19 protein-coding genes are annotated in these 20,558 nt (G+C 71.6%); 5 read left to right on the forward strand and 14 right to left on the reverse strand.

The features are described from left to right. Window positions 1-326 precede the first annotated feature (326 nt). The 4 genes from OG385_RS00345 to OG385_RS00360 all read left to right on the forward strand — a co-directional run bounded on the left by OG385_RS00345 (window position 327) and on the right by OG385_RS00360 (window position 3,018). Window positions 327-1,094 carry a DUF4239 domain-containing protein gene (locus OG385_RS00345; protein ID WP_266850701.1) on the forward strand — a complete coding sequence of 256 codons (768 nt, stop codon included), beginning with the start codon at window positions 327-329 and terminating at the stop codon, window positions 1,092-1,094. An 89-nt stretch (window positions 1,095-1,183) separates the two neighbouring features. Beyond that, the gene (locus OG385_RS00350) at window positions 1,184-1,645 is read left to right on the forward strand and encodes a universal stress protein (protein ID WP_266850703.1); all 462 of its coding nucleotides are present in this window, start codon (window positions 1,184-1,186) and stop codon (window positions 1,643-1,645) included. 164 nt (window positions 1,646-1,809) lie between these two features. Then, a complete protein-coding gene (locus OG385_RS00355; RefSeq protein ID WP_266860519.1) occupies window positions 1,810-2,346 on the forward strand; it encodes a sigma-70 family RNA polymerase sigma factor in 537 nt (178 codons plus the stop codon). Window positions 2,347-2,532: 186 nt separating this feature from the next. Beyond that, window positions 2,533-3,018 carry a hypothetical protein gene (locus OG385_RS00360; protein WP_266850705.1) on the forward strand — a complete coding sequence of 162 codons (486 nt, stop codon included), beginning with the start codon at window positions 2,533-2,535 and terminating at the stop codon, window positions 3,016-3,018. Window positions 3,019-3,028: 10 nt separating this feature from the next. On the opposite strand, the gene OG385_RS00365 is transcribed toward OG385_RS00360, so the two are convergent. The 6 genes from OG385_RS00365 to OG385_RS00390 all read right to left on the reverse strand — a co-directional run bounded on the left by OG385_RS00365 (window position 3,029) and on the right by OG385_RS00390 (window position 10,193). Continuing rightward, window positions 3,029-3,868: an ABC transporter ATP-binding protein gene (locus tag OG385_RS00365; protein ID WP_266850707.1), complete on the reverse strand. Its 840-nt coding sequence runs from the start codon at window positions 3,866-3,868 to the stop codon at window positions 3,029-3,031. Further along, complete coding sequence (locus OG385_RS00370) at window positions 3,865-4,866, reverse strand: ABC transporter ATP-binding protein (RefSeq protein WP_266850709.1); 1,002 nt, start codon at window positions 4,864-4,866, stop codon at window positions 3,865-3,867. Before OG385_RS00370 ends, OG385_RS00365 begins: the two co-directional genes overlap by 4 nt. Beyond that, window positions 4,863-5,822 (reverse strand): ABC transporter permease, encoded by a 960-nt coding sequence (locus OG385_RS00375; RefSeq protein ID WP_266850711.1) that lies wholly within the window; start codon window positions 5,820-5,822, stop codon window positions 4,863-4,865. Before OG385_RS00375 ends, OG385_RS00370 begins: the two co-directional genes overlap by 4 nt. Then, window positions 5,819-6,766, reverse strand: coding sequence for an ABC transporter permease (locus OG385_RS00380; RefSeq protein ID WP_266850713.1), 948 nt, complete (start codon window positions 6,764-6,766; stop codon window positions 5,819-5,821). Before OG385_RS00380 ends, OG385_RS00375 begins: the two co-directional genes overlap by 4 nt. Further along, window positions 6,766-8,433 (reverse strand): ABC transporter substrate-binding protein, encoded by a 1,668-nt coding sequence (locus OG385_RS00385; RefSeq protein WP_266850714.1) that lies wholly within the window; start codon window positions 8,431-8,433, stop codon window positions 6,766-6,768. Before OG385_RS00385 ends, OG385_RS00380 begins: the two co-directional genes overlap by 1 nt. 92 nt (window positions 8,434-8,525) lie before the next feature. Beyond that, entirely contained in the window at window positions 8,526-10,193 is a 1,668-nt protein-coding gene (locus OG385_RS00390) for an amidohydrolase (RefSeq protein ID WP_266850715.1), read from the reverse strand. A 147-nt stretch (window positions 10,194-10,340) separates the two neighbouring features. Between OG385_RS00390 and OG385_RS00395 the strand changes: the two genes are divergently transcribed. Continuing rightward, the gene (locus tag OG385_RS00395) at window positions 10,341-11,051 is read left to right on the forward strand and encodes a TetR/AcrR family transcriptional regulator (protein WP_266850717.1); all 711 of its coding nucleotides are present in this window, start codon (window positions 10,341-10,343) and stop codon (window positions 11,049-11,051) included. A 57-nt stretch (window positions 11,052-11,108) separates the two neighbouring features. On the opposite strand, the gene OG385_RS00400 is transcribed toward OG385_RS00395, so the two are convergent. The 8 genes from OG385_RS00400 to OG385_RS00435 form a co-directional block, all read right to left on the reverse strand. Beyond that, a complete protein-coding gene (locus tag OG385_RS00400; RefSeq protein ID WP_266850719.1) occupies window positions 11,109-12,296 on the reverse strand; it encodes a sensor histidine kinase in 1,188 nt (395 codons plus the stop codon). Continuing rightward, window positions 12,293-13,783, reverse strand: a complete 1,491-nt coding sequence (locus OG385_RS00405; RefSeq protein WP_266850721.1) for a cation acetate symporter — start codon at window positions 13,781-13,783, stop codon at window positions 12,293-12,295. The genes OG385_RS00400 and OG385_RS00405 overlap by 4 nt, the downstream gene beginning before the upstream one ends. Beyond that, window positions 13,780-14,142: a hypothetical protein gene (locus tag OG385_RS00410; protein WP_266850723.1), complete on the reverse strand. Its 363-nt coding sequence runs from the start codon at window positions 14,140-14,142 to the stop codon at window positions 13,780-13,782. The genes OG385_RS00405 and OG385_RS00410 overlap by 4 nt, the downstream gene beginning before the upstream one ends. 67 nt (window positions 14,143-14,209) lie before the next feature. After that, window positions 14,210-14,962 carry a LytTR family DNA-binding domain-containing protein gene (locus OG385_RS00415; RefSeq protein ID WP_266850725.1) on the reverse strand — a complete coding sequence of 251 codons (753 nt, stop codon included), beginning with the start codon at window positions 14,960-14,962 and terminating at the stop codon, window positions 14,210-14,212. Window positions 14,963-15,022: 60 nt separating this feature from the next. Then, window positions 15,023-15,862 carry an amidohydrolase gene (locus OG385_RS00420; protein ID WP_266850727.1) on the reverse strand — a complete coding sequence of 280 codons (840 nt, stop codon included), beginning with the start codon at window positions 15,860-15,862 and terminating at the stop codon, window positions 15,023-15,025. 6 nt (window positions 15,863-15,868) lie between these two features. Further along, entirely contained in the window at window positions 15,869-16,825 is a 957-nt protein-coding gene (locus OG385_RS00425; protein ID WP_266860521.1) for an aldo/keto reductase, read from the reverse strand. Window positions 16,826-16,844: 19 nt separating this feature from the next. Next, window positions 16,845-18,221 (reverse strand): wax ester/triacylglycerol synthase family O-acyltransferase, encoded by a 1,377-nt coding sequence (locus OG385_RS00430; protein WP_266860523.1) that lies wholly within the window; start codon window positions 18,219-18,221, stop codon window positions 16,845-16,847. Between the two features lie 131 nt (window positions 18,222-18,352). Beyond that, a complete protein-coding gene (locus OG385_RS00435) occupies window positions 18,353-20,425 on the reverse strand; it encodes a SpoIIE family protein phosphatase (RefSeq protein WP_266850729.1) in 2,073 nt (690 codons plus the stop codon). Between the last annotated feature and the right edge of the window lie 133 nt (window positions 20,426-20,558).

Raw genomic sequence — 20,558 nt, forward strand, 5'->3', positions numbered from 1 at the left:
CTCCCCCGCCGCCTCCGCCACCTCCGCCTCCGCCGCCACGGCCGGTGTACCACCCGCCGCCCGTCCAGCACCGCGCGCCGGCCCCGGTACCACCGCCGGCCCCCGCGCCACGGCCCGCACCACCGAAGCCTTCGGTACGCCCGCGACCGCCGGCGCCGAAGCCCGTGGCCCTCCCGGATTACAAGGCCCCCGTGCGGAAGAAGCCGCACACCGGGCCGCCCATCGTCACGCTGATGCTTCTGGTGACGGCTCCCGCCGTCTTCGCCGTGGCCGTGCTGCGCCCGCGCTCCTCCCGCTGATCCGCCCGCTCACCGACGGAGACACCCGTGTCGGAATGGCTTGTTCTCACTCTCGCGATGGCGGCCGCCTGTGCCGTCGTCCTGACCATCACCCTGCTCAGCAACCGCCGGATCCCCGAGGACGACGACCCGTCGGAGACCCCCGACGTCATCGAGTACATGACGATGATGATCGGCGTGATCTACGCGATCGTGCTGGGCCTGGCCATCGCAGGCGTCTGGGAGGGCCTCGGCGCCGCCCAGGAATCCGTCCGTACGGAGGCCCAGGCCCTGCACGAGGTCGACGCCCGCTCGGCCGTCTATCCGCCCGCTGTCCATCAGCGCATCCACAACGACGTGGAGACCTATGTCAGTTACGTTCTGGACACCGAGTGGAAGCACATGGGCGAGCACGGCGACCTCACCGACCGGGGTGCGCAACTCCTCAACCAGGTACGCCGGGACGTCACCGACTACAAGCCCGCGAACGATCACGAGGGGGAGGCCTACCAGCCACTGGTCGACCAGGTGGCCGCGGCCGACGACGCCCGCAGTTCACGGGCGCAGAGCGCGCAGGCGACGATGCCGGGGGTCGTCTGGTTCGGTCTCATCACCGGTGCGGTGATCACCGTCGGGCTGATCTTCACCCTGCAGATCCGGCGCTCCCCGAAGGAGCTGCTGCTCGCCGGGCTCTTCAGCGCGCTGATCGCCTTCCTGCTCTTCCTGATCTGGGACTTCGACGCGCCATTCGGCCGGGGCGTCATCTCCGCCACGGCCGGTCCATTCCTCGACCTCTTCCCGCACGCCTCGAAATAGCCCCGGAAGCCCCAGGGGCCTCGGGAGCTTCGGGAGCCCCGGAAAGGTCGAAAATAGGAGCCCGAACGCCGGAGCGATAACCTCTCGGCGTGACAGATCAGCAGCCTCACCAGTTCGAACGCGGTACAGACGGTCCCAAGGTGATCGTGGTCGGGATCGACGGATCGGAGCCGTCGCTCCGGGCCGCCTCGTACGCCGCGGGACTCGCCCGGCGGCAGAACGCCCTGCTCGCCATCGTGTACGTGCAGCCGGTGCTCTCCGCCGGGGTGTCCCTCGGGGCCCCGGTCGGAGAGACCACCGGGGAGATCGCCGAGGCACTGGTCGCCGAGATCCGGACCGCGACCGAGCGGGTCAAGGAGATATTCGCCGTGCGCTGGGAGTTCCACACCTTCCGCGGCGATCCGTACAACGGTCTGGTCACCGCGGCCGACGAGCTCAAGGCGGACGCCGTGGTGGTCGGGGCCTCCGAGTCGGCCGGCCACCGGATCATCGGATCGGTGGCCGTCCGGCTGGTCAAGGCCGGCCGCTGGCCGGTCACCGTCGTCCCGTAACCGGCTTCCTCCAAGGTCGCGCAGAACCCGCGCAGGGCACAGCCCGGTGAGCCCGGCGCGCACGCCGACCGTTCACCGTGCCGTTCGTCGCACCGTTCAACCGCTCGCCGCAGAGCCGTGCCCGGCCGCTGTCCCTCCCCGCCGTGCTGCGCTCGTATACGGAGGTGACCTCCACACAGACGCGCCGCGGAACGGACGAGCGGGATCTCCTCGAACTCCAGCGCAGCCACGGCGGTGCGCTGCTGCAGTTCCTGCTGCGTCTGACGTACGGAGACCGGCAGCGCGCCGAGGACCTGGTGCAGGAGACCCTGGTGCGTGCCTGGCAGCACCCCGAGGCCTTCGAGGGTCCGTACGAGTCGATACGGCCCTGGCTGTTCACGGTGGGCAGGCGGCTGGCCATCGATGCCCGCAGATCCCGGCTGGCGCGCCCGGCCGAGGTGAGCGACCGGCTGCTGGAATCCGCCGCCACGCACGGCGATCCCGCCGAGCGGTCGGCCGCCGCCCTCGATGTCCGTGAGGCGGTACGGACCCTGAGCCCGGAACACCGGGAGGTGCTGGTGCAGATCTACTTCCGCGGGCTGAGTGTGCACGAGGCCGCTTCGGCGCTCGGGATTCCGGCGGGGACCGTCAAGTCCCGTGCGTACTACGCCCTGCGCGCCCTGGGCCGCAGCCTGCCCGGCTATCCGGACGGGGTCCGCTGAGCCGCCGGGAAGCCGGGCCCGCCGGAAGCCGGTCCTCCCTGTCCACAGGGCGCCGTCCGGTGAATCCTGGGTTTATGGCCACGTGGGGCTCCCGGCACGGGTTCAATGCTCCGTGGAGCGTCTGACGGCGCGCCTGCCGACGAGTCGGAGAACTGCCCGGCCGAGAGACGAAAGAGGCGAGACGGGATGCGTCCCGAGAGCACCAACGGGACCAGTGGTGGCGAACTACTGGTCCCGATGGACTGGATGTACGCCGAGTACATCGCGGATGAACTGCTGCGGACCGGCGATCTCATGCCGCCGACGACGATCGAGTACCAGGCGGGACGGGACGCGCTGGCGCTGACCGTCTTCCTCTCCGACGGCCCGGTCGGCGGCGCGCGGGTGGTGGCGCGGCTCGACGAATGGCTGTCACTCACCGCGTACGACGCCCGCTGGCGGGAGTGGGTGTGCCGCCGCATCGGGGAGCTGGTGGATGCGGGCGGGCAGGGGCCCGACCTGCCGCTGGCTCTGGCGGCCTGGCGGTGGCTGGAGGACACCGAGCTGTTCGCGGCCGATCTCGACGCGGTCACACCGGGAGCGGTGCCGGGCCGGGACGACGAGCCCCGGGTGTGGACCCCGGCCTGGCAGCTGGGGCTGCCGCTGGGCCATCTGGCGATCCATCTGTTCTGAGGCGCGTTCCTCACCCGCCGGGCCGCCAGCCGGGTGTCGGGACGGCCGCGCGCAGGGCGCGGGTGTAGTCGTCCGCGGGGGCGTCCAGTACCTGCGCGCAGCTGCCCTGCTCCACGACCCGGCCGCGCCGCAGCACCAGCGCGCTGTCGCACAACTGCCTGACCACCGCGAGGTCGTGGGAGATCAGCAGATAGACGATCCCGGTCTCGGCCCGGATGTCGGCGAGCAGATTGAGGATCTGCGCCTGGATGGAGACATCGAGCGCGGAGACCGCCTCGTCCAGGATCAGTACCCGCGGCTCGGCCGCGAGAGCGCGGGCGATGGCCGTCCGCTGGCGTTGACCACCCGACAACTCCTTGGGTTTGGCGTTGGATTGACGGGCTGTCAGTCCGACCTGGTCCACCAGCTCATCCACCCGGGCGGCACGTTGGGGCTCCGTCAGGTCCGTTTGGTGGCGCAGCACCTCCTCGACCGCGGACCGTACGCTCTGCGTGGGGTCCAGAGAGGTGTAGGGGTCCTGGAAGACGATCTGCGCCTCCCGTGCCCTGCGGCGGCGTTCGGCGGCGCCACGGCCCGGCCGGGAACGGTCGCGTCCCAGGACGGTGATGGTCCCGCTGGTGGGGCGTTCCAGGCCCACCAGCATCCGGGCGATGGTGGTCTTGCCGGACCCGGACTCCCCCACGATGCCGAGCGAACCGCCGGCCGGCACGGTGAAGTCGACGTCCGCGACAGCGGTGTGGCGGGTCTGGCCGCCGTTGCCGTCCGGCACTTTGAAGACCTTGCCCAGGCCGTGAACGGAGACCGCGTCGGCCGCGGCCCGGTCGGGCTGGTGCTGTACGGCGCTGGTCATGCGCTCGCCTCCTCGGCGCAGATCTCGGCGACCCGGTGGCAGCGCACCAGACCGTCCTGGAAGGGCAGCAGCTCCGGGCGGCTGCGCCGGCAGATGTCCTGGGCATGCGCGCAGCGGTCGGCGAACGCGCAGCCCGGACCCGTTTCGAACGCCGAGACCGGGCGTCCCGGAATGGCGTCCAGCCGCTCCATCCGGGCATCGATGGACGGCCGCGAGCCCAGCAGTCCCAGCGTGTACGGGTGCGAGGCGCGGTGGTGCAGTTCGTCGGCGGCGCGGATCTCCACGATCCGGCCCGCGTACATCACCGCGACGCGCCCGCAGACCGCGAGTGCCAGGTCCAGGTCGTGGGTGATGAAGACCATGCCGATGCCGCGTTCACGGCGCAGCCGGTCCAGGATGCCCACGACTTCCGCCTGGATGGTGACGTCCAGCGCTGTGGTGGGTTCGTCGGCGAGGATCAGCCGGGGCTCGGCCAGCAGCACCGAAGCGATCATCACGCGTTGCAGCATGCCGCCGGACAGTTCGTGCGGGTACTGCCGCAGCCGCCGGGCCGGGTCGTCGATTCCGACCTCGGCCAGTACCGCCTCGGCGCGCGCCCGGGCGTCCTTCCGGCTGACGCCGCGGTTGCGGACCAGGGCTTCGGTGAGGAAGGAGCCGACGCGCCGGATCGGGTTGATGTGGGCTCGCGGGTCCTGGAACACCATGCCGACGCGGTTGTCCCGGTAGCGGCGCAGCTCAGCGGCGTCCATCGCGCCGACGTCCTGGCCTTCGAAGCGCAGGACGCCTTCGGCGCGGGCCCCGGCCGGCAGCAGCCGGGTGACGGCACGCACCGTCATCGACTTGCCCGAGCCGGATTCGCCGACCAGACCCAGTGCTTCGCCCGGGGCGAGGGTGAGGTCGATGCCGTCGAGGACCGGCCGCAGGGTGTCCTGCGCGGCGAGATGGACACTGAGGCCGGCGATTTCCAGCAGTGGTGGGGATGGTGTCGTGTCGGTCATGACAGGGCTCCGGTGGTTCGGGCAGTGCGGCGGGGTGTGCGGCGGCGCAGATACGGCTGGGGGCGCTCCCCGCTGATCCGGCTGCCGAGCACGGTGAGCGCCAGTACGCACAGCACGATCAGCACCCCGGGAGCGATGACGGTGAGCCAGTAGCCCTTGGCCAGGGCGTCGCTGTCGCTGACCATGACGCCCCAGTCGGATCCAGGGGCCTGCACGGCGAGGCCCAGATACGACAGCGACGCCAGGTCCAGCAGGGCGTAGCCGAAGGCGATGGCGGCCTGGCCGAGCACCACCGGGGTGATGTTGCGCAGGATGTGACGGACCGTGATGCGCAGCGTCCCGAACCCCTGGACGGCCAGCGCGTCCACATAGGGGCTGACACGCTGCTGGCGGGCGGCGGCGCGCACGATCCGGCCGAGGAAGGGGATGTAGGCGATGGAGAGCGCGGCGACCGCCGGTGTGAGCCCGGGTCCGAACAGCGCCACGGCGAGCACCGCGAGCAGCAGCCCCGGCAGGGCGTACACCAGGTCGAAGACACGGGCGATGACGGCGTCCACCGCTCCGCCGTACCAGGATCCGGCCAGTGCCAGCGGGATGCCGATCAGCAGCGAGACCGCCACCACGAGTGCGGGCCCGAGCAGGCTGGTGCGCGAGCCGTAGACGAGCCGGGAGGCGATGTCACGTCCGAGGCCGTCGGCGCCCAGCAGATGCGCGCCGGACGGAGCGGCGTAGGAGTCCAGGAGACTCTGGGTGTTGGGGTCGGTGGGCGCCAGCAGCGGCGCCGCGACCGCGAGTACCAGGACGAGCAGCAGGAAGGCGGCAGCCGCGATCCCGGAGACGCCGAGGGCGGCGCGGGCCCTGCGCGACCAGCCGGCCGCGGGGGCGGACCGTACGGTATCGGCTGGGCTGCCGGCGGTCTCTTCGACGGAGCCGGTGGAATCGGTGAGCGCGGTCATGCGGTCCTCCCCGCGGTGCGCAGGCGTGGGTCGATCAGGGCTTGGACCAGGTCGCTGACGGCGTTGCACACGACGAACGCGCCGACCAGCAGCAGCGCGACGGCCTGCACCACGGGGAAGTCCTTCTGCGCCACCGACTGGATGGTGAGCTGTCCGATGCCGGGCACCGCGAAGGCGGACTCCACCACGAGCGTGGAGGCGAACAGACCGGAGGTGAGCAGCCCGACGGCGGTGATCACCGGCGGCAGGGCATTGCGGAACACGTGGTCGCGCAGCACCACCCGCCGCGGCAGGCCCCGTACCAGCGCGGTCTGTACGTGCTCGCGGTCCAGCTGTTCGCGCAGGGCGTTGCGGGTGATCCGGGCCAGGAAGCCGGCCGAGATCAGGGCGAGCGCACAGGACGGCAGCACCAGGCCGTGCAGGGTCCCGCTCAGCCCGCTGCTGGTTCCCGACGCCGGGAACCAGCCCAGGCGTACCGCGAACACCGAGATCAGCAGGGTGGAGGCGACAAACGGCGGTACGGTCACCGACACCGAGGTGATGGCGTTGACGGCGCCGTCCACCCGTCCGGGCCACAGTGCGGCGGCCGTTCCGAGTGTCAGCCCGAGCAGCACCACCAGCACGATGCTCAGACCGACCAGCAGCACGGTGGTGCCGAGTCCGGCGCCCACCCGGTCGCTGACGGGCTGTCCGGTGACCATGGAGCGGCCGAGGTCGCCGTGCAGCAGCCCGGTGAGCCAGTCCCAGTAGCGCACCAACAGAGGCTGGTCGAGGTGGAGTTGGTGGCGGACCGCGGCCCGCGCCTCCGCAGAGGGCGCGCGGCTCCCGAACAGGACGTTCTCCGGGCTGCCCGGAGCGAGGTAGAGGCTGCCGAAGACCAGCATGCTGGAGAGCAGCAGTGTGGTGACCATCCCGCCCAGGCGGTACAGCAGCAGGCGCCCCATCAGGGCGCACCGATGGCCGCGGCCCAGGCGGAGGCCATGTAGGAGAAGGTCAGCGGCGCGCCGGTGACCGCCTTGTTCTGGAACAGCACGGCGCGCGGCGCGACGATAGGGATCCACGGCAGATCGCGCGCCAGCACCTTCTGCGCGGTGAGCACATGGGCCGCACGCGCCTGCGGATTGACGGCGCCCTGGGCTTGCAGCAGGGCCTGCTTCACGGTGGGGTCGGAGTAGCCGTTGAAGTTCTGTGCGCCGGTATCGGTGGCGTAGCTGGCGTACATCGTGGCGGCCTCGGGGAACTCCAGGTAGTTGACCGTCAGGAACGAGTCATAGGCGGAGCGGGCCTTGCGGTCGGTGAACAGCTGTCCGTACTGCTGATCCGGCAGTCCGGTGATCTTCACGTTCAGGCCGATGGCCTTGCCGGTCTCCTGCAGTACCTGGGCAAGCTGGGCCTGGCTGGGGGTCCCGGCTGCGTAGCCGATGGTGATCTTCTTGCCGGTGGCCTTCGCCTGCTTGACCAGCGCGGTGGCGGCAGCCACGTCGGGAGCCTTGGCCAGGCTGTTGTATCCGGCGGAGTAGGTGGCCTTCGCGGGGCTGCCCTGCCAGAATCCGGGGCCCGCCACCGCGTACAGCGGGTCGGCTGCGCCATTGAACAAGGTGGTGGCAATGGCCTTGCGGTCGATGGCCATGGACAGCGCCTGCCGCACCCGCCGGTCGGCCAGGCCGCCGGTGAACCGGGTGACGATCAGGTCGATGTTCTGGGTCGTGGATCCCTTGGCGCCGACGTAGAGCTTTCCGCCGGCTGTCCTGCTCAGCTTGCCGATGGCGGAGGCGGGCAGGTCGAAGCCGCCCTGGAGGCTGCCCGATGCGAGCGCGTTGGCCAGCGCGGACGGGTCGGTGAGGAACTTGAAGGTGATGCTGTCGGCCTTGCCGGCCCGACTCGGGTCCCAGTACCGGGAATTGCGCTTGAGGACCATGGTGTTGGTGCCGTCGAAGGACCCGACGGTGTACGGACCGGCGCAGACCACGCCGGTGCCGGGGCTGCCGAAGTGCTGCCCGGCCTTGACCGCGAACTCCTTCTCCACGACAGCGGCGGCCAGTACCCCCAGGTCGTGCACGAACAGGTAGTCGGGCCGGCTGAAGGTGATCGTGACCTGGGCGGCGCCGGTGGCCTTGATCGCGCTGACGTCGGCGTAGCTGTCGGAGAAATTGCTGGCCACCTTGGGGTCCTGGTTGCGCGCCAGGCTGAAGGCGACGTCCTCGGCGGTGACCGGATGGCCGTCGCTGAAGACGGCGCGCGGGTCCAGGTCGAGTACCAGGTGGGTGGCGTCGGGCTGCTTCCAGGACTTGGCGATGCCCGGTCGCAGGCTGTAGTCGGGCGCGGTGCGCAGCACCGGCTCGCAGACATTGCCCAGGATGGTCTCCTCCGGGTAGTCGGCGGTCTTGAGCGGGTCCTCGGAGTACGGGGCGTGGTAGTCCCCGGACCAGGTGAGGTTGCCGATCCTGCCCTTGCCGGGGGCGGTGGTGACCTGCGTGCCGCTGAAGTTGCTGCGGGAGCCGGAGGTGTCGGCGTGTGTGCCGGATCCGCCGCAGGCGGTGGCGAGCAGCGCGAGGGCCGCGACCGGGACGGCGGCGCGCAGCCGGCCGCGTCTGGTCGGGCGTGCCTTCATAGGTGCCTTCATCTGCATGGTGGTGCCTCTCCGTAGGACGGCGAAGGGGAGGGAGGGTTACTGAAGGACGGTGAGGTCAGGACGCGGTGAGGTCAGGAAGTGGCGTGCACGAGAACGCCTTCGACGTAGGTGCGGTCCACCCCGGTGCGGCCGATGTCCCGGGCGGGCCCCGCGAAGGGGTCGCGGTCCAGCACGACCAGATCGGCGTACTTGCCGGTCTGTACCGAACCGGTCTCCGCGTCCAGGTGGTTCACCCGCGCGCTGCCCGCGGTGTACGCCGCGATGGCGGCGCCCAGGTCGATCCGCTCCTCGGGGCCGAAGACCCGTTCGCCGTCCTCGGGCCCGCACCGGTTGACGGCCACATGGGCTCCGAGCATCACGTCCGGGGTGCTCACCGACCAGTCGCTGCCCGCCGCGAGCATCGCCCCGGCGCGCAGCAGTGAGCCGAACGGATACTGCCAGCCGGACCGGCGGTCGCCCAGGAAGGGGATGGTGAGTTCGTCCATCTGCGGTTCGTGCATCGCCCACAGGGGCTGGATGTTGGCGGTCGCGCCCAGCGCCCGGAAGCGCGGGATGTCGTCGGGGTGGACCACTTGCAGGTGCGCGAGATGGTGCCGGTTCCCCCGCCGGCCGTTGCGCCGCTGCGCTTCCTCGACGGCGTCCAGGGCGCTGCGCACGGCGCGGTCGCCCAGCGCGTGGAAGTGCACCTGGAATCCGGCCGCGTCCAACTCGCTGACGTACTCGGCGAGTTTGCCCGGGTCGATGAAGTCGATCCCGGACTCGCCGCTGGAGCAGCCGCAGCCGTCCAGATAGGGCTCCAGCATCGCGGCGGTGTGGTTCTCGGCGACACCGTCGAGCATGATCTTCACGCTCCCCGCCCGGAACCGTCCGCGCCCCTCCCCCGCGCCGGCCGCCTGCTCCCGTCGGTCGGCGAAGCCCGCGAGCTGTTCGAGTCCGCCGTCCCGGTCCCACCACTGGGCGCCGCGGACACGGGCGGTGAGCGTTCCCCGGCCGGCGGCGACGAGGTAGGCGCCGTACACATCGCCGGGACCGAAGCCGCTGCCGACGGCGGCGTCCTGCCAGCCGGTGATGCCGAAGCCGTGCAGATGGCGCTGCCCTTCGAGCAGGCCTTCGTAGAACTCCTCGTCCGTGATGGCCGGGATGTGACGGGTCACCAGGTCGGCGGCCCCCTCCTGGAGCATCCCGGTGGGGACGCCGTCGCTGTCCCGCTCGATGCGGCCGTCCGCCGGGTCCGGTGTGTCGCGGTCGATGCCGGCGATCTCCAGGGCGCGGGAGTTGGCCCACAGGCCGTGTCCGTCCCGGTTGGGCAGGGCGACCGGGCGCTCCGGGACGACGGCGTCCAGCATGGAGCGGTGCGGAGTGCCGCCCGGGAACGCCTCCATGCTCCAGCCGCCGCCGGTGATCCACTCGCGCTGCGGATACGCGGCGGCGTAGGCGGCTACGGCGTCGACGTAGGCATCCGCTTCCTCCAGGTCGTACAGGGCGCAACTGCGCAGACCGGCCCCGGCGAGGACCGGATGGACATGCGAGTCCTGGAATCCCGGCAGGAGCAACTTCCCTGCCAGGTCGACGACTTCGGTGTTCGCTCCGATGAGATGCCGGACGTCGTGGTCGTGGCCGACGACCACGATCCGGCCGTCACGGACGGCGACGGAGCCGGCCCAGGAGCGGGCCGGATCGACGGTGTAGACGGGGCCGCCGGTGAAGACCAGGTCGGCGAAGTGGTGATCGCGGGGCACGGGGCCTCCGTAGTGGGAAGTGGCACTGCCGGATGATCGAGCAGCAAAGCCGATGTCAATCTCACTGTCAACGGCGTTGACAACGATGCTCGGTTACGATCGGATCAACCCGGCCGCCTATGGGGCCGACCGACGGATGGAGCGCAGATGGGTCAGGCCAAACCGACCGCGGTAGCAGGCCGCACACGCAGGGCGGCCCTCACCAGGGAGTCGATCCTGGAGGCTGCGCTGCACGTGTGCTCACCCGAAGGCGGTGCGGTCCTGACCTTCAACCGGCTCGGCAAAGAGCTCGGCGCCGACCCCACCGCCGTCTACCGGCACTTCCGCGACAAGGACGAACTCGTACTGGCGCTCAGCGAAGTGCTGGTCCGGGAGTCGGAGGAACTCGCCGCCGCCGACGCGCCCGGCCGTGAGGACTGGCGCGGCTGGCTCACCGCCACCGCCCGCGCCTTGCGCACCGTCTACCTGCGCCGCCCGGTCCTCGCGGTACTCGCCGCCGGACGCACCACGGCCGGACCGGCGGAGACCGAGAGCGTCGAGGAGATCATCGGAGTACTCCACCAGGCCGGACTGCCCGTGATCGAGGCGGCCGAGTGCTACCGGATGGCCGTGGACCTGACGCTGGCGTTCATCCACACCAACGCCTCGTTCCTCGTCCTCGACGCCGACACCCAGGCCAAGGACGACACCGCCTGGGCCGTCAAGTACGGCCTGCTGCCGGCCGACCGTTTCCCGCTGCTCCAGCAGAGCGCGGCCCGCCTCACCGAACTCTTCCGCAAGGACGAGGAAGTCTTCGAGATGGTCCTGTCGACCTTCCTCGACGGCGTGGCACTGCGCATCGAACGCGCCAGGGGGTGACCCGGGCGCCACGAGCCGCCGGTCCACCACCCGTCCCGTGGCCCTGTGGCGCGGGGATCACGAACCGTGCACGCCCGCACGGTATTTCGGGATGCGCAGAGTCACCTTCATCCCCGCGCCGCGCGCCGTCTCGATCACCAGGCCGTACGCGTCCCCGTACACCTGGCGCAGCCGTTCGTCCACGTTCAGCAGTCCGACGCCGGAAGAGGTCCCGTCCTCACCGCGAAGAATCCGGCGCAGCCGGTCCGGCTCCATGCCGACGCCGTTGTCCTCGACCACCACCTCGGCCTCGGCCCCCGCGTCGAGCGCACTGATGGTGACGCGGCTCTGTCCCGCCTCCCCCTCGATCCCGTGTTTGACGGCGTTCTCGACGAGTGGCTGGAGACAGAGGAACGGCAGCGCCACGGGCAGGACCTCCGGCGCGACCTGGAGCGTGACACCGAGCCGGTCGCCGAAGCGGGCCCGCACCAGGGCCAGGTACTGGTCGATGGAGTGCAGCTCCTCGGCGAGCGTGGTGAAGTCGCCGTGGCTGCGGAAGGAGTAGCGGGTGAAGTCGGCGAACTCCAGGAGCAGTTCGCGTGCCCGCTCGGGGTCGGTGCGGACGAACGAGGCGATGGCCGCGAGGGAGTTGAAGATGAAGTGCGGGGAGATCTGCGCCCGCAGCGCCTTGATCTCTGCCTCGATCAACTGGGTGCGGGAGCGGTCGAGTTCGGCGAGTTCCAGCTGTACGGAGGCCCAGCGGGCCACCTCCCCCGCCGCCCGGGCGAGCACCGCCGACTCGCGCGGTGCGTAGGCGACGAGCGCGCCGAGCACCCCGCCGTCGACGGTCAGCGGGACGGCCACCGCCCAGCGCAGCGGGCAGTCCAGATCGTCGCAGGCACTGCTGAACGCCTGGTCCCTGCCGGTCTCCAGGAGGGCGCCCAACTGCTCCATGACGGGGGCGCGGTGGTGGTCACCGATGCCGTCCCAGGCGAGGACGCGCTCGCCGTCGGTGAGGCAGAGCGCGTCGGTGCCGAGCAGGGAGCGCAGCCGGCGTGCGGCCTTGCGGGCGCTCTCCCCGGTGAGCCCGGCCCGCAGCGGCGGGGCGGCGAGCGACGCGGCGTGCAGCGTCTCGAACGTCGCGTGCTCGACGGGCGTTCCGACGCCGCTGCCGCGTGCGGGGCGGGTGCGCCGGCCGAGCAGGAACCCGCCGGCCACCAGCAGCGGTCCGAGCACGATCAGCGCGGCGAGTGCGGCCCCGCTCACCGGCCGCCGCCCCGGGCCGCGGCCAGCGCCTCCGGCAGATGGAAGCGGGCCATGGCGGCGCTGGTGCCCGGCGGGATACGGCCAGGGGTGGCCAGCGACACCAGGATCATCGCGAGGAAGCCCACCGGTACGGACCATACGGCGGGCCAGGCGAGCAGGGTGTGCGCCCAGCCCGGCGGCACGCCCCCGCCCATCGTGACCGAGACGGCGATCAGCGCGGAGCCCCCGCCGAGCAGCAGTCCCGCGACGGCGCCGGGCGGGGTGAGGCGGCGCCACCAGATGCCCAGGACCAGCAGCGGGCAGAAGGACGAGGCGGACACGGCGAAGGCCATCCCGACGGCGTCGGCGACCGGTACGCCACTGACCAGCAGGGCGGCGCCGAGCGGTACGCCCATGGCCAGCAGCGTCGCGAGGCGGAAGTGCCGTACCCCGCGGGCCCCCTGGGTGAGGACACCGGCGACCGCCATGGTCAGTCCCGAGGCCGTGGAGAGGAACGCGGCGAAGGCCCCGCCCGCGACGAGCGCACCGAGCAGGGCGCCGCCGGTGCCGCCGATCACCCGGCCCGGCAGCAGAAGCACGGCCGCGTCGGCGTCACCGCCGAGGGACAGCTCCGATGCGTACAGCCGTCCCAGCGCCCCGTACACCGGCGGGAGCAGATAGAAGGCGCCGATCAGTGCGAGGACCACGACGGTGGTGCGGCGGGCGGTGCGGCCGTCCGGGCTGGTGTAGAAGCGGACGACGACATGGGGCAGGCCCATGGTGCCGAGGAAGGTCGCGATGATCAGTCCGTAGGTCGCGTACAGCGGGTGTCCTGCCCGGTCGAAGCCTGCGGCGACGGCCAGTTGGGGTCCGACGGACGGCACCCGCGGGCGTCCGTCGCCCTGCCAGGCGAGGACCAGGAAGAGCGCGGGGACCAGCAGCGCGGTGAGTTTGAGCCAGTACTGGAACGCCTGGACGAAGGTAATGCTCCGCATTCCGCCCGCGGCGACCGAGAGCACGACGACCGCGGCGACGATCACCGGGCCCAGCCAGCCGGGCGCACCGGTGAGGATCTCCAGGGTGAGCCCGGCGCCCTGGAGCTGGGGCACCAGATAGAGCCACCCCGCGCCGGTGACGAGGACCCCGACCAGGCCGCGGACCTGCCGTGACTCAAGCCGTCCTTCGGCGAAGTCGGGCAGGGTGTAGGCGCCGGAGCGGCGCAGCGGTGCGGCGATGAGCACCAGCAGGACCAGATATCCGGCGGTGTAGCCGACCGGGTACCAGAGCATGTCGGGGCCGTGGACGAGGACGAGTCCGGCGATCCCCAGGAACGAGGCGGCGGAGAGGTACTCTCCGCTGATCGCCGCGGCGTTGAGCCGTGGGCCCACGGTGCGGGACGCCACGTAGAAGTCGGACGTCGTACGGGAGATCCGCAGGCCGAAGCCTCCGACGAGGACGGTGGCGAGGACGACGACGGCCACCGCCACCACGGCGTACGTGCGGCTCACCGCGCGGGGCGGCCTTCCACGAGACGGGCGAAGTCCTGTTCGTTGCGTTCGGCGCGGCGCACGTACCACCAGGCGACGGCCACCAGCAACGGGTAGGCGCAGAGGCCCAGGACGACCCAGACGGCCAGGTCGCTGCGGAGTGCGGTGAAGGCGAGCGGCAGGGTGCCGGCGAGGAGCGCGACGAGCGTGAAGGCACCGAGTCCGGCGCGGAGCTGACCGCGCATCAGGGAGCGTACGTAGGCGTCGCCCAGCGCGGTCTGTTCGTCGATCTCGGACTGCGTCCGGTGGCGGGGCAGCGGCCGCACCCGCCGGGGCTCGCCCGTCACCGTCTCGCGTCGGGGTGGCGGCTCTGCGGACATGGCGCGGAGTGTACGCAGCGCGGCGAGCCGCCGGGAGGGAAACGGCGAAGGACCACTCGTGCGGGGTTCAGCGGCCGGGGCGCCGCATGAGCCGGTCGCGCAGCGCCCTGGCATGGCGTCTGCTCACCTGGAGTTCGGCCGTACCGATCCGGACGCTCATGGAGCCCGCGTCCAGGCGCAGTTCGTCGATGCGGTCCAGCGCGACGAGATGGCTGCGGTGGATCCGGACGAAGCCGCGTGAGCGCCACCGCTCCTCCAGGGCGGAGAGCGGAACGCGGACGAGATGGCTGCCGTCGGCGGTGTGCAGCCGTGCGTAGTCCCCGTGGGCCTCGGCATAGGTGATGTCGGCGACGGCCACGAAGCGGACGACACCGCCACGTTCGACCGGGATCTGGTCGGCGGCGGCGTCCAGTACGGGGGCCGCGCGGTCGGTGACGAGTTCGGCGACCCGGCGCACGGCCTCGGCGAGGCGCTCTCTGCGCACCGGTTTCAGCACGTAGTCGACAGCCTGGAGGTCGAAGGCCTGGAGGGCGAACCCCTCGTGCGCGGTGACGAAGACGATCAGCGGGGGCCGGGTGAACCCCGCGAGCAGCCGGGCGATGTCGAGGCCGGTGAGCCCGGCCATGTGGATGTCGAGGAAGACGACGTCGACGGCCGGCGCCTCGTCGGCCCCCGGGCCGAGCGCGTCACCGATACGGCGCAGTGCCTCGGTGGCGTTCAGCGCGCCGTCCGCGCTGTGGACACGTGGGTCGCTGCGGAGCAGGTAGAGAAGCTCTTCGAGGGCGGGCTCCTCGTCGTCCACGGCCAGTACGCGCAGCATGGCCCGGAGTGTACGGCCCGGTATGTACGGGGCCCGGTGTGTACGGCCCGGGTGTGCGCCTCAGATGCCGTAGATCCGTGCGGCGGTGGCTCCGAGTACCTGGGCACGCTCCGATTCGCTGAGCCGGCCGGTCAACCGGTGTGTGGTGTCGACGACTTCGCCGTAGGAAGCGCCGAGGGTGCAGACCGGCCAGTCCGAGCCGAACATCAGCCGGTCGGGGCCGAAGGCTTCGAGCACCGTGTCGGCGTACGGGCGGAGTCCGTCCGCCGTCCAGTCCGCGCCCGCTTCGGTGACCATGCCGGAGAGCTTGCAGACGGTGTTGGGGCGGGCCGCCAGGGCGCGTATGTCGGATGCCCAGGGCTGGAGTGCGCCGTCGGCGATGGGCGGCTTGCCCAAGTGGTCGAGTACGAAGCGGAGTTCGGGGACCTGCGCGGCGACCGCTGCGGCGACGGGCAGCTGGTGGTCGAGGACGATCAGGTCGTAGGCGAGACCGGCCGCCGCGACGGCGGCGAGACCGCGCCGGACGTCGGGGCGCAGCAGCCAGCCGGGGTCCGGTTCGCCCTGCACCTGGTGGCGGATGCCGACCAGGCTCTCCCCGCCGGGCAGTTCACGCATCGCGGCGAGCGTGTCCGCGATCCCGGGGTCGGTGAGATCGGTCCAGCCGACGACTCCGGCGACCAGGTCGCTCTGCCCGGCCAGGGCCAGGAACTCGGGGGTCTCGTCGGCGACGGTGACGGTCTGGACGAGGACGGTGGCCGCCACGCCGGCGGCCCGGGCCTGCGGTGCGAGGTCACCGAGTGTGAAGTTCCGGCGCAGCGGGGCGAGTTCCGGTCCGGTGATCCAGTCCTGGTCCCGTACGCCGAGGTCCCACACATGGTGGTGCGCGTCGATGATCCGCATCGGCTCTCAGCCCTCCCACAGTGCGGCGAGGTCGTCCCAGAGTGCCTCCGGTATGCCGAGCCGCAGCATCTCGGCCGCGTCGCGCACCTCGGCGGCCGAGCGGGTGCCGACGAGCACACTCGCCACCGCCGGGTGGCGCCGGGGAAACTGGAGGGCGGCGGCGCGCAGAGGTATCCCGTACCGTCCGCAGACGTCCTTCATCCGCAGCGCCCGGTCGAGGACGCCGGCCGGCGCCGCCCCGTAGTCGTACGGGGCGTCCGGCCTGGGGTCGGCCAGCAGGCCGGAGTTGAAGACACCTCCGACGACGACGCTCCGGCCGCGCGCCTGCGCCTCGGGCAGCAGAGTGTCGAGGGCGGACCGGTCGAGCAGGGTGCAGCGCCCGGCGCAGAGCACCACGTCGGCATCGGTGTCGCGGAGGAAGCGGGTGAGCATCGCCGTCTGGTTCATCCCGGCACCGATCGCGCCGAGCATCCCCTCCGAGCGCAGCTTTTCCAGCATGGGGTAGGCGTGCCGGAAGGCGTCTTCGGCGTGGTCGTCCGGGTCGTGCAGATAGGCGATGTCGATCCGGTCGGTGCCGAGCCGGGTCAGGCTGTCCTCGATGCTGCGCCGCACCCCGTCCGCGCTGAAGTCCCAGACCCGGTGATGGGTGGCGGGGACGGCGAACCCGTTTCCGATGTCGTCGCCCTGACCCGGCCCCGGCTCCAGCAGTCGTCCGACCTTGGTCGACAGCACATACTCGGCGCGGGGCCGGTCGCGCAGCGCACCGCCGAGCCGGCGCTCGGAGAGGCCCAGCCCGTAGTGCGGAGCGGTGTCGAAGTAACGGATCCCCGCTTCCCAGGCAGCATCCACTGCCTCGTCGGCCTCCGCCGGGTCCACCGGGGTGAAGAGATTGCCGATCCCGGCTGCCCCGAAGGACAGTTCGGTGATGTCGACCGTGCTGTTTCCGATCTTGTTGCGCCGCATGACACGAATATTCATCGGATCACTTCAGGGCGTCAACACCCTTGCATGATCTCTCGTCCGTCACTTTCAGCAGTTCGGCCAGTTCGTCCGAGAAACACTGGGCGAGCAGTCCCGCGTCCGGAACCGCCTTGCCGTCCGCCACCAGGCCGACATGGACCCGCCCGCCGTAGGCGGAGAGCGCGACGGCGAGGGACTGCCCGTGCGCGAGCGGCGCCAGTGGGTAGAGCTCCCGGAGCGGGCAGCCGCCGAGCGACAGCGTGGAGCGCGGCAGCGGCACGCTGGTCACCAGGACGTCGAAGAGCATCCGCGCCGCGCTCCCGGCCAGTTGGGCTCCCACCCGGTGAGCCAGCGGGGGGAGCCGGTCCGCCAGTACGGCCACCGCACCGGCGCCGCGCGCGGGCCCCGCCGCCTTGTTGCGGTCCATGGCGGCCCGGACCCGGCCGAGCCTGCGCCACGCGTCGGGTTCCGAGACCGGCAGCCCGAGCAGATACGCGGACAGTTTGTTCGCCGAGCCGGGCGGGGAGCCGGGGCGGCGCCGGGACACCGGGACCAGGGCCCGCGGATCGGCTCCGGGCAGCCGCTCACCGCGCTCCAGCATCCACCGGCGCAGCCCGCCCGCGACCACCGCGAGCAGCACGTCGTTGGCGGTGCCGCCCGCCTCCCTGCGCACCCGCAGCACGTCGTCCTGGTCGAGCACGGCGGTGGCGAGCCGCCGGGTGCCGCTGGAGCTGGCGGCCAGTGCGGATCCGGCCCACAGGTCGATGCGGCTGGCCCGCATGACGGAGGCACCGATCCCCACGGCCCGGCCCAGCTCCTCGATCCGCTCCCGGGCGAATCCCGCGAACTGACCGGGCCCCGGCAGCCATGAGCGCGGCGGCACCGGACGCGCCCTCCTGCCGTCGGCGCCGTGACCGCCCGCGATCTGGTCGAAGATCCCGGCCCCGATCGCCACGGCCCGCATCCCGTCGGCGAGCGCGTGGTGCAGTTTGACCAGGACGGCGAAGGGGTCGCCGGAGCGTCCGGTCAGGACGTACATCTCCCAGGGCGGGCGCCCGCGTTCCAGCGGCCGTTCCATCAGCTCGCCCGCGAGCCGGTTGGCCCCGGTGGCGAAGTCGCCGTCGGGCAGGACGGCGTGCCGCACATGACGGCGTACGTCGAAGTGCCTGTCCTCGGACCATGCCGCGCCGCCGAGCGGCAGCAGTACCGGGCGTACGCACATCCGCAGCCGGGGGATCGCGGCGGCGCGCTCCGCCAGCAGGTCCATGACCTCCTGCGGGCCGGGCCCCGGGGCGGGACCGGGCCCGAAGACCGCGAGCGCCCCGAGATGCATGGGGTGCTCGGCGGATTCGAGGTGCCAGAACGCGAGATCAAGCGGGGCCAGCAGCTCGGAGCTCAACAGAACCTCGATGTCGTCGGGAGCCGGTGCCGCGATGTCATGGACAGACATCCGGGAAGCAGCAGTCAAGCTCCATGGGTCAGTTACGGTCAAGTACGATCTCGATACTGACAGTTACCGTTGGGTATCCTTCACATCGACGTCCTCTCCGGCACCGCGAATTCACTCCAGACGCACTTGCCGCCGCCCCGCGACTCGACCCCCCACCGGTCCGCGAGCCGGTCCACCAGCAGCAGGCCCCGTCCGGACACCCCCGTCTCCCCCGCGTCCAGGCGGCGCGGCAGCGCGCTGGAGCAGTCGTCGACCTCGACCCGCAGCCGTCGGTGCGGCCGGGCGAGCACTCTGAGGGTGATCACCGCCTCGCCCTCCGTATGCGTCAGGGCGTTGGTCATCAGCTCGTCGGCTGCCAGCTCGATGTCGTCGGCGCGCTCCGCCGCACCCCAGGCACGTACCGCCGCACGGACCATGCGGCGTGCGGCGGTGAGCGCGTCGGGGTCGGACTGCGCCACGTGCTGCTGAAGCCTGCCACCGCTCTGCGGGGCGTCCAGCCCCTGTCTGCGCAGCAGGAGCAGCGCGACATCGTCGGGGCCACTCCACTCGTGGGCCACCTCGCACAGCTGGTCGGCGAGGAGTTGCAGGTCCCGGGGACCGCGCTCGACCACCGTGGCGAGCCGCCGCATCCCGTCGTCCAGGTCGGCGCCCGGCTCCTCGACCAGCCCGTCGGTGAAGAGCAGCAGGGTGTGGCCCGGATCCAGTTCCAGGGTGGTGACCGGGTAGTCGAGCCGGGCGAACTCCGCCGAGAGCCCCAGCGGCAGCCCGCCGTCCACCGGCACCCGGCGACAGGTGCCGTCGGGCGCCCGCAGCAGCGGATCGACATGCCCGGCGCGGACCAGCTGGACCACTCCGGTCGCCAGATCGACCTCCGCGTACAGACAGGTGGCGAAGCGGTCGGTGTCCAGCTCGTGCAGGAAGTCGGAGGCCCTCGCGATCACGGTCGCCGGGCTGTGCCCCTCGGCGGCGTACGCCCGCAGCACGATGCGCAGCTGGCCCATGACGGCGGCCGCGTGGGTGTCGTGACCCTGCACATCCCCGATGATCATGCCGAATCTGCCGCTGGGCAGCGGGATCACGTCGTACCAGTCGCCGCCGATGTCACGGCCCATCCCGGCGGAGCGGTAGCGGACCGCGACCTGGCCGCCGGTGACCTCGGGTATGCGGCGCGGCAGCATGGCCTGCTGGAGCCCCTGGGCCAGGTCGTGCTCCTGCTCGTAGAGCACGGCCCGCTGGAGGCTCTGCCCGATGGAGCTGCCGAGCGCGATCAGCAGGTCGCGTTCGTCCGCGCTGAAGCCGACCTTGTCGCGGTAGAGCAGGCCGATCGCGCCGATCGGTCTGGCCTGCGCGATCAGGGGAAGATAGGCGGCCGACGTGATGCCGAGGCCCTTGATGTGGGGCCACAGCCCCGGGTACGAGACGGCGAAGTCGTGCGCCGACTCGATGAAACGGGGCGCGAAGGTCCGGATCACCTCACCCATCGGGTACTGCTCGTCCACCCGGGTGTAGCGGGTGCCGGGCACGAAGCTCCCCTCGGGCCCGTCCGCGACCAGCCGGATCCGCCCGCCGTCGACGAGCCCCACCACCAGGCTGGTCGCGCCGAGGTATTCGAGTCCCTGAGCGTCGTTGAGCACATCGATGACGTCCTGGACGGTACGGGCATGGGCCAGGGCCGCGGTGGTGCCCTCGACGACGCTGGTTCTCCGGCGCCCCTCGTCGTCCAGGGCGATACGGACCGAGGCGTCCGCGAGTTCCTGGGCCGCGTGCCTGACGATGCCGATGATCCGGTGCGGCCGGCCCGAGACGTCACGCCGGACGGCGCCCTGCGTATGGGTCCACCGCAGCGAACCGTCGCGGCGGCGGATGCGGAAGTACGCGCCGTAGAAGGTGGCCCCGCTCTTGAGTGCCTGGGACACCATGGCGTCCAGCCGGGTCGACTCATCGGGCGGCACCCGGCGGGCCAGCGTCGCCGGACGGCCGTCGTACTCGTCGGCGTAGAGGTCGAACACGTCAAGGGCGGCCTGATCGAGGTGCATCAGCCCGGTGTCGAGATCCCAGTCGAAGCCGCCCATGCGGTTGAGGGCAAGACTCAGATCGGGGTGGGCGGGCCAGTCCGCCGGTAGGGACAGGGCGCCCTCTGCCCGTTCAACCATGCGATCACTCTGTCATGGTTTGTCCAATTCTTCGAGAGGTCTCACCACCTCAGAAGGGAATGGTTGTTCTATTTTCGGCGGGTCGGGAAGGGCGAAAAGGGAAAGGCCCGCCGGGGTCGGAACCCCGGCGGGC

Source organism: Streptomyces sp. NBC_01306 (assembly GCF_026340465.1).
Lineage (GTDB): Bacteria > Actinomycetota > Actinomycetes > Streptomycetales > Streptomycetaceae > Streptomyces.

Bases quoted from the DNA above. Each gene is read 5' to 3' on its own strand.
- OG385_RS00360 (WP_266850705.1), top strand. From the start codon at position 2,533: ATGCGTCCCGAGAGCACCAACGGGACCAGTGGTGGCGAACTACTGGTC.
- OG385_RS00365 (WP_266850707.1), bottom strand. From the start codon at position 3,868: ATGACCAGCGCCGTACAGCACCAGCCCGACCGGGCCGCGGCCGACGCG.
- OG385_RS00370 (WP_266850709.1), bottom strand. From the start codon at position 4,866: ATGACCGACACGACACCATCCCCACCACTGCTGGAAATCGCCGGCCTC.
- OG385_RS00375 (WP_266850711.1), bottom strand. From the start codon at position 5,822: ATGACCGCGCTCACCGATTCCACCGGCTCCGTCGAAGAGACCGCCGGC.
- OG385_RS00380 (WP_266850713.1), bottom strand. From the start codon at position 6,766: ATGGGGCGCCTGCTGCTGTACCGCCTGGGCGGGATGGTCACCACACTG.
- OG385_RS00385 (WP_266850714.1), bottom strand. From the start codon at position 8,433: ATGAAGGCACGCCCGACCAGACGCGGCCGGCTGCGCGCCGCCGTCCCG.
- OG385_RS00395 (WP_266850717.1), top strand. From the start codon at position 10,341: ATGGGTCAGGCCAAACCGACCGCGGTAGCAGGCCGCACACGCAGGGCG.
- OG385_RS00410 (WP_266850723.1), bottom strand. From the start codon at position 14,142: ATGTCCGCAGAGCCGCCACCCCGACGCGAGACGGTGACGGGCGAGCCC.
- OG385_RS00415 (WP_266850725.1), bottom strand. From the start codon at position 14,962: ATGCTGCGCGTACTGGCCGTGGACGACGAGGAGCCCGCCCTCGAAGAG.
- OG385_RS00420 (WP_266850727.1), bottom strand. From the start codon at position 15,862: ATGCGGATCATCGACGCGCACCACCATGTGTGGGACCTCGGCGTACGG.
- OG385_RS00425 (WP_266860521.1), bottom strand. From the start codon at position 16,825: ATGCGGCGCAACAAGATCGGAAACAGCACGGTCGACATCACCGAACTG.
- OG385_RS00435 (WP_266850729.1), bottom strand. From the start codon at position 20,425: ATGGTTGAACGGGCAGAGGGCGCCCTGTCCCTACCGGCGGACTGGCCC.